This is a genomic window from Pseudomonas sp. GW821-FHT02A11 (genome assembly GCF_059421985.1).
In genome coordinates this window covers 13,391-26,078 of the sequence record NZ_JBWKWB010000025.1, presented here as the reverse complement: position 1 = coordinate 26,078, position 12,688 = coordinate 13,391, and the positions used below count along the sequence as shown (strand labels likewise).

General features: G+C 61.0%; 12 protein-coding genes. 7 read left to right on the top strand and 5 right to left on the bottom strand.

What is annotated here, in order from left to right:
• Positions 1-46: 46 nt before the first annotated feature.
• Together AC07V9_RS24650 and AC07V9_RS24645 are read right to left on the bottom strand one after the other, a co-directional pair.
• Positions 47-376: a DUF3509 domain-containing protein gene (locus AC07V9_RS24650; RefSeq protein WP_495018249.1), complete on the bottom strand. Its 330-nt coding sequence runs from the start codon at positions 374-376 to the stop codon at positions 47-49.
• Positions 377-931: 555 nt separating this feature from the next.
• Positions 932-1,351, bottom strand: a complete 420-nt coding sequence (locus AC07V9_RS24645; RefSeq protein ID WP_495018248.1) for an HPF/RaiA family ribosome-associated protein — start codon at positions 1,349-1,351, stop codon at positions 932-934.
• Between the two features lie 414 nt (positions 1,352-1,765).
• On the opposite strand from AC07V9_RS24645, the gene AC07V9_RS24640 reads away from it, so the two are divergent.
• The 6 genes from AC07V9_RS24640 to AC07V9_RS24615 all read left to right on the top strand — a co-directional run bounded on the left by AC07V9_RS24640 (position 1,766) and on the right by AC07V9_RS24615 (position 8,248).
• Entirely contained in the window at positions 1,766-2,113 is a 348-nt protein-coding gene (locus AC07V9_RS24640; RefSeq protein ID WP_495018247.1) for a DUF3649 domain-containing protein, read from the top strand.
• The gene (locus AC07V9_RS24635) at positions 2,110-3,756 is read left to right on the top strand and encodes a PepSY-associated TM helix domain-containing protein (protein WP_495018246.1); all 1,647 of its coding nucleotides are present in this window, start codon (positions 2,110-2,112) and stop codon (positions 3,754-3,756) included. The genes AC07V9_RS24640 and AC07V9_RS24635 overlap by 4 nt, the downstream gene beginning before the upstream one ends.
• The gene (locus tag AC07V9_RS24630) at positions 3,756-4,088 is read left to right on the top strand and encodes a DUF3325 domain-containing protein (RefSeq protein ID WP_495018245.1); all 333 of its coding nucleotides are present in this window, start codon (positions 3,756-3,758) and stop codon (positions 4,086-4,088) included. Before AC07V9_RS24635 ends, AC07V9_RS24630 begins: the two co-directional genes overlap by 1 nt.
• Positions 4,089-4,095: 7 nt before the next feature.
• The gene (locus AC07V9_RS24625) at positions 4,096-4,701 is read left to right on the top strand and encodes an RNA polymerase sigma factor (protein ID WP_495018244.1); all 606 of its coding nucleotides are present in this window, start codon (positions 4,096-4,098) and stop codon (positions 4,699-4,701) included.
• On the top strand, positions 4,698-5,699 hold the full coding sequence (locus AC07V9_RS24620) for a FecR family protein (RefSeq protein WP_495018243.1): 1,002 nt from the start codon (positions 4,698-4,700) through the stop codon (positions 5,697-5,699). The genes AC07V9_RS24625 and AC07V9_RS24620 overlap by 4 nt, the downstream gene beginning before the upstream one ends.
• Positions 5,700-5,839: 140 nt before the next feature.
• Positions 5,840-8,248: a TonB-dependent siderophore receptor gene (locus AC07V9_RS24615; protein ID WP_495018242.1), complete on the top strand. Its 2,409-nt coding sequence runs from the start codon at positions 5,840-5,842 to the stop codon at positions 8,246-8,248.
• Positions 8,249-8,400: 152 nt separating this feature from the next.
• On the opposite strand, the gene AC07V9_RS24610 is transcribed toward AC07V9_RS24615, so the two are convergent.
• A complete protein-coding gene (locus AC07V9_RS24610; RefSeq protein WP_495018241.1) occupies positions 8,401-9,273 on the bottom strand; it encodes a helix-turn-helix domain-containing protein in 873 nt (290 codons plus the stop codon).
• A gap of 148 nt (positions 9,274-9,421) precedes the next feature.
• On the opposite strand from AC07V9_RS24610, the gene AC07V9_RS24605 reads away from it, so the two are divergent.
• Positions 9,422-10,321 carry a DMT family transporter gene (locus AC07V9_RS24605; protein WP_495018240.1) on the top strand — a complete coding sequence of 300 codons (900 nt, stop codon included), beginning with the start codon at positions 9,422-9,424 and terminating at the stop codon, positions 10,319-10,321.
• 128 nt (positions 10,322-10,449) lie between these two features.
• Here AC07V9_RS24605 and AC07V9_RS24600 read toward each other — a convergent pair whose 3' ends face one another.
• Both AC07V9_RS24600 and AC07V9_RS24595 read right to left on the bottom strand, forming a co-directional pair.
• Entirely contained in the window at positions 10,450-11,424 is a 975-nt protein-coding gene (locus tag AC07V9_RS24600) for a 2-hydroxyacid dehydrogenase (RefSeq protein WP_495018239.1), read from the bottom strand.
• 213 nt (positions 11,425-11,637) lie between these two features.
• Positions 11,638-12,585, bottom strand: coding sequence for a LysR family transcriptional regulator (locus AC07V9_RS24595; RefSeq protein WP_495018238.1), 948 nt, complete (start codon positions 12,583-12,585; stop codon positions 11,638-11,640).
• Between the last annotated feature and the right edge of the window lie 103 nt (positions 12,586-12,688).

Sequence of the window (12,688 nt, the reverse complement as noted above, 5' to 3'; positions counted from 1 at the left end):
AGTCGCCTCCGTTGTTTTCGCATCATGCGGGCAATCCTGCTGGCTGTCAGATACCCACGTTGAGCTGCGGGCGGTTGAGGAAATGATTGCGTGCAGGGGGTGGCGAAAGTTGTTTGAGGTCGCCATCGGTCATGGCTGCGAGGATCTTGATGGCGCTATGGCCCTGTTCGATGGCGATGCCGAATTGCACGCTCTCGATCAAGCGACGCAAGCGCTTGGGACAGTTGCGTTGCTCGGCGCTGATCAAGCGTTTAGCGACCACGCCTGAATCGTTGGAAAGCGTCAGCATGATGGTGCCGTCGAGGCCCTGGATACTCAGATTGACCCGGTAGTCTGGGTGAAAAGCATCAGTGATCTGTTGAAAAGGATTGTCCATGGCCTAATACCTGATTATCGATCTGCATAAGTTGACTTGGGGTTAGTCCCTTTAGTTCTGGACGCTGGATAGACGGTCGCAAATTTCGCGTCGGGTGAGAGTCAGCGGCCCCATCGAGCCGGAAAGGGCGGGCCTGCAGAGGTGAAGGCTCGATGACGGGATACTTGCAGGGTTCGGGCCATTCAGGACGAACGGCGCAATCAGAAGGTCCATGAGTCCTTTCAGCGCTACAACGTTGAAGCGTTTTGTCTTCTGGATTAATGCTTTAGTACTAGCGAAATGCCGCTTAATTTGCCAGCGAGCACCATTAACGCGCCGAGCGCCTGCTTTGTGTGCGTGTTGTTAGTCGGCGGATGAGGACCTGTGGGAGCGAATTCATTCGCGATGCGGTGGTACAGCCGATAGGAATCTGTCGGATGTACGGGCCAATCGCGAATGAATTCGCTCCCACAGGCTGAGTTCGTCGGACGTATTGAGCGGGGCATAAAAAAAGGCGGGCCTGTCTCCACAGGCCCGCCCCTCATTATCAGGCAGTCGATGTTTCAGGCGGAAGAATCAGCCGTTCAATGCCTGGTCGTTTTCGAGAAATTCTTCCTGTAACAGGGCGTCGGGGTTTTCGGTTTCCCGGCTGCCAGCGCCGCTGGTGGCGTACGCACCACCGCGTTTGCTGCGCAGTTTGCCGAACAGGTGATCCAGGGCGTGATCGAGTTTCACGGCGGCGCCGTCCACGGCCTGATCCAGCGTATCGGCCTTGTGGGTCACGGAAATAGGTTGGTGTCCTTTGGGCCGGGCTTCCATTTGGCAACGGATATCATGAGGGCCGGGCTTATCGCCATTTTCGTCGCGAATATGGACTTCGATGCGGGTGAGATCTTCTTCGTAGCGGTCGAGCGTGCTTTCAACGGTGGTTCGTACCCACTCCTCCAGTCGGATGCTGCTTTCGATGTGGTTATCGCTATTGACCTGGATTTGCATAGTTCTTCCCTTACTTTGGCTTGCTCGGGAGAGTCTCGACGAAGGTGAATTTTCGTCTGCCCTCACTCACAGTGTTGGCGCCGATCGAAGAACAATTCAACCCCCTTGGTGAGAGAAATATTTCGCAGTAGAAATATTTCTACCGTCGGTCTCGTCATTGCGGGAGTCGGCTTGCTGGCAAAAGCGGTGTGTCCGTCAGGGGTTTCTCGTTGCAACCCGCGAGGAGCGCACAAAATGCGCGGGATTCAGACAGGCTATTTTGCATATGAGAATATTTATCATTAATATTGCGTTCTTTTGTTCGGACGCTGCAGGCAATGTCGGTTTGCTCGTCAGATTGGTGGAAGCTTGCCCCATGCGGATTCACTTTATGCACAGCGAAATTGCCGTTGGCCCCGTCGGAGTTTTGCTCTGATGGAGGCTGCATCGGTGAGCGTTCCTGCGCCTGAAAAACGCCTCAAGCCTCGCAAACGCAGTGCTGCGGTTTCCGCGCGTTGGCGTCTGGCTGTGGCCTCTCGGGTGGCTGCCGCGGTGATTGGCGGGTATCTGCTGGCGGCGTTGTCGAGCATCTGTCTGGCGCATTTTCTGCCATTGCCGCGCGTTGAAGCGGTGGTGCTGTCGATGACCCTTTCCTTTCTGGTGTACCTGCCTGCCGTGCTGTGGTGTTTCGCCTGCCGCACCGCGTGGCGCGCGTGGTGGGGGCTATTGTTGCCGAGCGCGTTGCTGGGGGTTGTGTATGCCACTGCGCGGTGGCTGCTGTGAAAGAGGGTTTTCGTCAGGCGATGGCCTGGTTGCACACCTGGGCCGGACTGGTGTTTGGTTGGCTGCTGTTTGCCATTTTTCTGACCGGCACGCTTTCGTATTTCAAAAATGAAATCAGCGAGTGGACGCATCCGGAAATCGTCCCCCACGAAGTCACGGCGCTAGACAGCATCAACCGCGCGCAGCACTGGCTGCAGGACAACGCAGGCGATGCGAAAAGCTGGTTTATCAGCCTGCCGGATGAGCGCTCGCCCGAGCTGGGAGTGAGCTGGATCCCGGCCAAGGGGCGCTTCCAGGAGCGATCGCTGGATTCCCAGAGCGGCGCTCCGGTGCAGGCGCGGGAAAGCAGGGGCGGTGAGTTCTTCTACCGTTTCCATTACCAACTGCAGATGCCCTATCCTTGGGGGCGCTGGCTGGCGTCGATCGCTGCGATGGTGATGCTCGTCGCGCTGATCAGCGGGATCATCACCCACAAGAAGATCTTCAAGGAATTTTTCACCTTCCGCCCGCGCAAGGGCCAGCGCACCTGGCTTGACGGACACAACGCCGTGGCGGTGCTGGTGCTGCCTTTTCACCTGATGATCACCTACAGCAGCCTGGTGATCTTCATGACGATGGTCATGCCGGTGAGCATTCTCACCACGTACGGCACTGACACACGGGCGTTCTTCGACGACCTGTTTCCTGCGTTCAAGACCACAGCCCCTGCGGCTGAGCGCGCACCCTTGGCAGCCATTGCGCCGATGTTCGATGTTGCCGCAGACAAGTGGCCGGGCAGCCGCATCGGCCTCATTACTGTGAACAACCCCGGCAGCGCCAACGCCTCCGTTACCCTGACTCGCCATGGCGGCGACCACATCCCCCATGAGCCCGGCACGGCGCTGACGTTTGACGGCGTCACCGGCGCGCTCAAGGAGCAGAGCACCATGAACGCCGCCGCGTTGCTGCTGGCCGGCGGCATCTACGGGCTGCACATGGGCCATTTCGCCGGGCCGCTGTTGCGCTGGCTGTATTTTCTGGCCGGCCTCGGCGGCACGGCGATGATCGCCACCGGGCTGGTGATCTGGCTGGGCAAACGCAAGCTCAAGCACGCCAAGGCCGGGGTCTTGCCGTTCGAATTGCGGCTGGTGGAAATGCTCAACGTCGCCAGCATGTCGGGGCTGATGCTGGCGGTGGTGAGCTTCTTCTGGGCCAATCGCCTGTTGCCGGTGAGCTTCGCCGGGCGCAGCGACTGGGAAGTGAAGGTGTTCTTTTATGTCTGGGGTGCGGCGTTGCTGCATGCCTTTGTGCGAGTGTTTTTCCGTGACGGGCGCAGCGCCTGGCGTGAGCAGCTTTGCCTGGCGGCCTTTCTGTATTGCACATTGCCGGTTCTCGACATGACGACGGCGGGCAGTTACCTGTGGGCTTCGCTGAAACAGGGCTACATGACCTTGGCGGCACTGGATCTGACGGCGCTGGTCACCGGGATTTTCCTGGCATGGGGCGCGATGAGGTTTCGTGGCGATGGCAAGGTCGCTTTCCTGAGCAAGCTGCCTCCCACGAATTCGCGTCTGGAATCCGATGCCCACGCCACTCAGATTGGCGGGCCTTCGCGTGCTCACCAAGGCGTTGGCACTGTTTCCACTGCTCAGGAGGCCCGCTGATGCTGCTGGCCACCTTGCTCTGTTATGTCGGCTTCACCGCGCTGTGCCTGTCCATGGGCCGTCATTACGCTGATCTGCTCGGCGGTGCGCCGTCTGTTGGGCGTAGTCGAGGGCTGAAGCTGATCGGCTGGGGCGCCTTGGTGCTGTCGCTGTGGGTCGCGATGGGTTCCTTGAGCATCGGACAGGCGCTGGTGCAATGGTTTGCCGCATTGATGAGCAGTGCGTTGCTGCTGGTGTTCGGGATCTCTTACTGGCCAAGGCTGGCCTTGTCGTTGGCGGCAATCGGCGCGTTGCTCGTGCCGGTTGCCGCTTGCCTTCAACTGCTGGCCTGAGCCCGACATGATCGACCTCACCCCTCCCACGCCGAACGCCGCGTCATCTGACGATCAGGACGCCCCGAAGGCGGCGCGTGCGCATTTTCTGAAAGTCTTCCTGTCCCAGCGCCCGCAAATGGAAGCGCTGGTGAGTCGGCGTGTCGGCTGTCGCTCCACGGCGGCGGATCTGGTGCAGGACCTGTTCGTGCGCTTCTGGCGCCGCCCGCTGGTGCAGGTCGAGGAGCTCAACACCTACCTGTTGCGCTGCGCGGGCAATATCGCCATCGATCATCTGCGCACCGAAGGCACCCGCGCGCGCATCAATGAAGGACTGATGCCGGACGAGCAGGACCTGCGCAACGACGAGCCGCAAGCCGCGCTGGAGGCCAGTAACGACCTGCGCCACATCGAAGCGGCGCTGCGCGGTCTGCCGGAAAAGACGCGGCAGATCTTTCTGCTCAACCGCATTCACGGGCGCAAGTACGGCGAGATCGGCAAGGCAATGGGGCTTTCGCAAAGCGCGGTGGAAAAACATATGATGCGCGCCTTGCAAGCCTGCAAGGCGAGCCTGGATCAGGACGCGGCGCGGGTGACTCCCCTTCGTGCGAAGTCCGAGGACGTTCGTCGATGAAAGCGCCTGCGGATCCAGCCCTGATGATTACCCCTGAGCAACATGACGCCGCCCTTAACTGGCTGAGCCTGCTGCACGATGAGCCGAGCGCGGCGGATCAGGCGCGTTTTAGCCGCTGGTTGCAAGCTGACCCCGCTCACGCCGAGGCCTACGCTCAGGTCCAGGTGATGTGGGAGCTGAGCGAGGAGCCTGCAGCGAGGCTTGCGGCTGAAGACGCTGTTGCGCTGCAAGCTTTGCTCGCGGCAATGGACGCACCGGTATCGCCCAGGCGTTCGTGGCCGCAATGGGGCGCAGCCCTCGCGATGGCGGCGTGTCTGGTGATGATGGTCGGCGTTGGGCTCGGTTGGCAGCCGCAGCGCTGGCTGGATGATGTCGGCGCCGATTACGTTTCCGCGCCGGGGCAGGTGCGTACCGTGACGTTGGCCGATGAATCGCAAGTCACGCTGGACGCCGACAGCGCCATCGCCGTGCATTTCGCCAAGGGCGAGCGGCATGTTCAGTTGCGTCGTGGCGCGGCGTTCTTTCAAGTGACCCACACCGGCGAGCCGTTCGTGGTCGATGGCGGCAAGGGCGAAACACGGGTGCTTGGCACCCAGTTTGAGGTGCGCCTGCAGCCAAGCGGGGCGCAGGTCACGGTGTTGTCCGGGCGCGTGGGGGTGAAGGCCGGCGCCGAACTGCCGCAGCAGATTCTCACGGCCGGGCAGCAAGTCCGTTACGACCAGACCCGCACTACCGACCCTCAAGCCGTCGACAGCGAAAACCAGCTGGCCTGGCGCCAGGGCTGGCTCAATTACTACCGCACGCCGCTGGCCGACGTGATCAACGATTTGAGCCGCTACTACCCCGGCCGCATCGTCGTGCTTAACGATGAGCTTGGCGCCAGAAAAGTCAGCGGCAGCTTCCCCAGCAAAGACCCGGTGGCCGTGCTGGCGGCGTTGAAATCGGTGGTGGGGTTCGAGCAATACGAAGCGTTGGGGCGGGTGATCGTCATTCGTTGAGTGAGTCTGCAGCCGGAGTGCACCCCTGCGCGAGCGAATTCATTCGCGATGCGGTCGTACAGCCGGCTCAACTCTGTGGGCTGCCCGTTTTCGCGAACGAATTCGCTCCCAAAGGAAATGGTGCCAGTGCCCTGAAAAGCATGCACATCAACAGGAGGCACATCGGGGTGAACGTCTGGCTCGGCCTGTCGATCCTTGCTGTCTGGACCTCATGTGTTCAGGCGGCGGAGCCTGCCTATGACTTTTCGATCCCTGCCAAACCCTTGCCGCAGGCCCTGAGCGATTTCAGTCGGGTGACCGGGCAGAGCGTGGTTTACACCCAGGACAAGCCCTATGGCCTTCAGGCCCCCACGCTCAAAGGCACGTTCACTGCCGAGCAGGCGCTGCGTCAGTTGTTGAGCCATTCCGGGCTGAATTTCCGCCGCGCCACTGAAAACACCTTCACCCTGGAGCCCGCGCCAAGCGAAGGCGCCATCACTCTGGGCCTGACCCAGATCGATTCCCGGCGCAACGCCGCCGAAAGCTATCAGCCGTCTGCAACCACCTCAGTAATACGCACCTCGACGCCACAACTGGACACCCCCCAGGCCATCAGTGTGGTGCCTGCGCAGGTCCTGCGTGATCAGGCGCCGCGCAACCTCGACGATGCGCTGAGCAACGTCAGCGGCGTCACCCAGGGCAACACCCTCGGCAGCACCCAGGACACCCTGATGAAGCGCGGTTTTGGTGACAATCGCGACGGCTCGATCATGCGCGACGGCATGCCGGTGGTGCAGGGCCGCAGCTTCAATGTCACTGCCGAACGGGTCGAAGTGCTCAAAGGCCCGGCCTCACTGTTGTACGGCATTCAAGACCCTGGCGGGGTGATCAACGTGGTCAGTAAACGCCCGGAGTTGCAGGCGTACAACGCGCTGACAGCCAGAGGCTCAAGCTACGGATCGGGCAAGAACGGCAGCGGCGGCACGCTGGACAGCACTGGCGCGATAGGCAGCGCTGCAGCGCCCGGCCAAGGCCTGGCTTATCGCATGATCATCGATCATGAAGACGAGGATTACTGGCGCAATTACGGCGTGCATCGCGAGTCGTTAGTCGCGCCGTCACTGGCCTGGTATGGCGAGAACACACAGCTGCTCGCCGCCTTTGAACATCGCGAATTTCTCTCTCCGTTCGACCGAGGCACGGCCATCGACCCGCGCACTAATCACCCGCTGAACATCCCTGCCACGCGGCGTCTGGACGAGCCCTTCAACAGCATGGAAGGGCGTTCGGACCTGTATCGCTTTGAAGCCGATCATCAGTTCGACGACAACTGGAAAGGGCATCTGGGTTACAGCTACAACCGCGAAACCTACGACGCCAGCCAAGTGCGGGTGACGGCGGTCAATCCGGCAACCGGCACGCTGACCCGCTCGATGGACGGCACCGGCAATGCCTTGAGCACCGACCGTTTCACCACCCTGACCCTGAGTGGCAATGTCGAGTGGGCCGGGATGCAGCACGATCTGCTGTTCGGCGCCGACGATGAATACCGCAAGATTTATCGCGGCGAGCTGATCCGGCAAAAGAGCAGTACCACCTTCAGTTACCTGAATCCGGTCTACGGCCAGGAGCCTGAAGGCACCTTTGTCAGCGCCCCGGACAGCAATCAGCTGGACATCCTGCGCAGTGATTCGCTGTTCGTTCAGGACTCGATTCACCTCACCGATCAATGGATTTTCCTGGTTGGTGCGCGCTATCAGCTGTTCGATCAGCAAGCGGGCAAGGGCATTCCGTTCACCCGCAACACCGACCTGAACGGCGAAAAATGGGTGCCTCGCGCGGGGCTGGTGTATCGCTACAACGATGAGCTGTCGCTTTACGGCAGCTACACCGAATCCTTCAAACCCAACTCCAGCATCGCGGCACTGGCCGGCGGCACAGTACTGGATTCAGCAACGCTGCCCGAACAGTCCCAGGCCTGGGAGCTGGGCGCCAAGTGGGACGTCGACGATCGCATCAGCGGCACCCTGGCGCTGTTCGACATCAAAAAGCGCAATGTGCTGGTGGCCAATTTCGATTCCCTCACAGCCAATACCGTGTACTCCACGGCGGGTGAAGTGCGCTCGCGTGGCGTCGAGCTGGACCTGAGCGGGCAGTTGTCGGAACGCTGGAGCCTGATCGGCGGCTATGCGTTTACCGATGCCTGGGTGGTCGATGACCCCACCTTGAAGGGCAACCGGCTGCAGAACGTGCCCAGACACAGTGGCTCGCTATCGGCGGTGTATGACGCGGGCGCCGTGTTGGGTGGTGATCGCCTGCGGGTCGGCGCGGGGGCGCATTATGTGGGCGAAAGAGCGGGTAACCCGGATAACGATTTCGACCTGCCGGGCTACACCGTCGCCGATGCTTTCGCCACTTACGAAACGAAGCTGGACGGTCAGAATGTCAGGGTTCAGCTGAACGTGAAGAACCTTTTTGACCGCACCTATTACAGCTCGGCGGTGAGTCGGTATTTCGTGTCCATGGGGGATTCGCGGCAGGTGGTGGTGGCCACGACGCTGGAGTTTTGAGTCCTTTCAAGTGTTCCCCGATCTTCTGTGGGAGCGAATTCATTCGCGAGAGGCCGGTACATTCGGTACATGCGCATCGACTGTACAAATGCCTCGCGAATTCATTGGCTCCCACAGGGTTCCGTGTTGTTGCGGGAATAGGGGGCGTCGCGCTACTCAAACGCCGACCGATATTCCCCGGCTGTCGCACCCATGGCTTGTCTGAATTTGTTGCTGAAATGGCTGGCACTGGCGAAACCGCATTCCAGCGCGACTTCACCAAACGGCATGCGCGTGGTGCGCAACAGTTGCCGGGCGCGGTTCATGCGCCGGGCCAGCAGGTATTGATGGGGTGGCAGGCCGAAACTTTCGCGGAACATGCGGGCGAAGTGGTATTCGGACAGCGCGCACATTCCCGCCAGTTGCCCCAGGCTCAGGGGCTCGGCCAGGTTCGTTTCGATGAACTCCACCAGTTGCCGACGCATGTGCGGCGCCAGCCCGCCCTTCAGACGCAGGCCATCGCGCAGGCCCACTTGGCTGAGGGTCATGTGATCGAGCAGTTCATGGGCCAGGCTGCTGGTCTGCAGGCGCTCGCCGGGCTCGCTCCAGTTCATGCGGATCAGGCGATGAAAACGCTCGGCCTGCGCCGGATCGTCGATGAAGGTGTTTTCCCGCAGCATCATTTCGCGAGGTTCGCGGTCCAGCAGCGTGACGCAGTTGAGGGCGAACTGCTCAGGGCTGATGTAGAGATGCGCCAGACGAATGTCGCCATTGACTACCCACGACGACTGGTGCCCGGCAGGGAGGACGCAAATCTTGTCCGGCGCGCCTTTGCGGTCTGGCCGATCGCGGCGGTAGGTTTGAGTGCCGCCCGCTATGTAGCAGGACAGGGTGTGATGGCTCGGGCCGTGATAGTCCTGAGCGTCATGCCGGTTGTTCCACAAGGCGGCGACCACGCCGTCTCCCAGGGATGCGCTCTGTTCCAGCTGCGCATGAGGCGAGCTGCTGAGCGATTGAAACACCTGAATTTGGTCGAGTGACGACATGGGTTCGGCGCAAGGCTGATGTGCTGTGCCTCGCATCCTACTCCGTAGACGCTGTGCTGCCATCGGGCCACCGATCAAATGCGCAAGATTTTGCAAATCGTGTCCCCCGCGCCGGCCCACACTGGAGCCTCAATGAGGGGAGCCTGTCATGAACATCACGCTGTATCTGCTGACCGTCTTGATCTGGGGCACCACCTGGATCGCCCTGAAACTGCAATTGGGCGAGGTGGCGATTGCGGTGTCGATTGTCTATCGCTTCGGCCTGGCGGCGCTGATTCTGTTCGCCATGCTGCTGGCCGGCGGCAAGCTGCAGAAGGTCAACCGTCGTGGACAGTTGATCTGCCTGGCCCAAGGCGTGTGCCTGTTCTGCGTCAACTTCATGTGCTTCTACACGGCCAGCCGCTGGATTCCGAGCGGACTGGTGGCGGTGGTGTTTTCCACGGCGACCTTGTGGAACGCCCTGAACGCGCGCATTTTCTTCAAGCAGAAAGTCGCCCGTAACGTGCTGACCGGCGGCGCGCTGGGCTTGTTGGGGCTGGGCTGTCTGTTCTGGCCTGAACTGTCGGGGCACAGCGCCAGTCGCGAAACCCTGATCGGTATGGGACTGGCCTTGCTCGGCACGCTGTGCTTCTCGGCGGGCAACATGCTCTCGAGCCTGCAACAGAAAGCCGGCCTGCGCCCGCTGACCACCAACGCCTACGGGATGCTCTACGGCGCGTCGATGCTCTGCGTTTATTGCCTGATCAGCGGCACGCCGTTCGCTTTCGAATGGAACGCGCGTTACATCGGCTCGCTGCTGTATCTGGTGATTCCGGGCTCGGTGATCGGCTTTACCGCCTACCTGACGCTGGTCGGCCGCATGGGTCCGGAGCGCGCGGCGTATTGCACGGTACTGTTCCCGGTGGTGGCGCTGAACGTCTCGGCATTTGCCGAAGGCTACCAATGGACCCTGCCCGCATTGATGGGGCTGGTGTTGGTGATGGTGGGGAATGTGCTGGTGTTCAGAAAGCCCAAGGCGGTGGTGCCGGTGGGGGCCAAATTGGCGTAAAGCAAAAACTGTGGGAGCGGATTCATCCGCCAGAGGCCGGTACAGACGCTAGAGAACCTGCGAATGTACCAGCGTCATCGCGAATGAATTCGCTCCCACCGTGTGGAACCGTATGGACCTGAAGAGGCTCAGCCCTTCCACACCTGCTGATTCACCAGATCCTGCGGCTTCTCGCCCAGCAGTGCAGCGCGCAGGTTGTTGTACGCCCGATCCGCCATGGCCTGGCGGGTCTCGTGGGTGGCGGAGCCGATGTGCGGCAGGGTGACGGCGTTGTTCAGCTGGAACAGCTGCGACTCGGCCAGCGGCTCCTTCTCGTACACATCCAGGCCCGCGCCACGAATGGTGCCGTTTTGCAGCGCCTCGATCAGCGCAGGTTCATCGACGATCGGGCCACGGGCGATGTTCACCAGAATCGCGCTTTTCTTCATCAGGCCCAGTTCACGGGTGCTGATCAGGTGCCTGGTCTTTTCGCTCAGCGGCACGACCAGACAGACGAAATCCGACTCGGCCAGCAGTTGATCCAGCGTGCGGAACTGCGCGCCCAGCTCCTGCTCGACAGCGGTCTTGCGCGAGTTGCCGCTGTACAGAATCGGCATGTTGAAGCCCAGGCGACCGCGACGGGCCACGGCCGCGCCGATGTTGCCCATGCCGACGATCCCCAGGGTCTTGCCGAACACGTCGGTGCCGAAATGTGGCGCTTCGATGCTGCGCGTCCACTTGCCGGCTTTGGTGTAGGCGTCCAGCTCGGCGACGCGGCGGGCGCTGCTCATGATCAGCGAGAAACCCAGGTCGGCTGTGCTTTCGGTCAGCACGTCCGGGGTGTTGGTCAGCATGATGCCGCGTTCGGTGAGGTAGCTGACGTCGTAGTTGTCGTAACCGACCGAGATGCTCGACACCACTTCCAGCTGTTCGGCGCTTTCCAGCTGCTCGCGGCCCAGCTTGCGACCGGCGCCGATCATGCCGTGGCTGTGAGGCAGGGCTTCGTTGAACTGCTGGTTCAGATCACCCTTTTTCGGGTCCGGGATGATCACGTTGAAGTCTTGCTGCAGGCGCTCGGCCATTTCCGGGGACACGCGGCTGAAGGCAAGGACGGTCTTTTTCATCGGATAGCTTCTCTCGGGCGGTTCAGATGGGAAGTGCGTAGCAAGCTAACATTCTTGTTGTTGGATTGGCAGAGTTGCCGCAGGAATGACGTCGGAGTGAGATCTGTGGGAGCGAATTCATTCGCGATGCGGTGGTACAGCCGATAGGAATTTGTCGGGTGTACGGGCCAATCGCGAATGAATTCGCTCCTACAGGTTTAGAGGCGTTGCGAGTTACACCATCTCCGGCAACACATGGGTCTGCAAATCCGCCTCATGGGCCGCCATGATTTCCGGCAGCGAGCCGCGCAGGTATTCGACCCAGGTCTTGATCTTGGCATCCAGGTACTGGCGCGAGGGGTAGATGGCGTACAGGTTCAGCTCGTGGGAGCGGTACTGCGGCAGCACGCGCACCAGCGAGCCGTTGCGCAGGCCTTCGATGGCCGAGTAGATCGGCAGGATCCCGATGCCCATGCCGCTGCTGATCGCCGCTTTCATCGCATCGGCCGAGTTCACCAAAAACGGCGAGCTGGCGATGGTTACGGTTTCCTGGCCTTGCGGACCGTCGAACGCCCATTTTTCCAGCGGGAAGACCGGGCTGACCAGGCGCAGGCAGGCGTGATTCAGCAGGTCCGCCGGTTTGTGTGCCATGCCGAAGGCTTTGACGTAGGCGGGCGATGCGCAAACGATGCTGTAGGTGATGCCCAGACGCTGGGACACGAACCCCGAATCCGGCAGCTCGCTGGCCAGCACGATGGAGACGTCGTAGCCCTCTTCGAGCAAATCCGGCACGCGGTTGGTCATGGTCAGGTCGAACGACACGTCCGGATGATTGCGCCGATAGCGGGCAATCGCATCGATCACGTAATGCTGACCGACGCCCGTCATCGAGTGCACCTTCAATTGCCCCGCCGGACGTGCATGAGCGTCGCTGGCCTCGGCTTCCGCTTCTTCGACATACCCCAGAATCTGCTCGCAACGCAGCAGATAGCGCTTGCCCGCTTCGGTCAGGGCAATACGGCGGGTCGTGCGATTGAGGAGTCGGGTTTGCAGATGCGCTTCAAGATTGGAGACAGCGCGGGAAACGTTGGCAGTGGTGGTGTCCAGTTGAACCGCGGCAGCGGTGAAGCTGCCCGCTTGAGCCACGCAACTGAAAGCGCGCATGTTTTGCAGAGTGTCCATGGGCCGTTCTCTGGTGAGATGGCAAATTGTGACATGAAGTTACTGATCCATGTCAGCCATACCAAAGGATTATCTCTCGTTCCGTAACAAAGATTCACAGAAG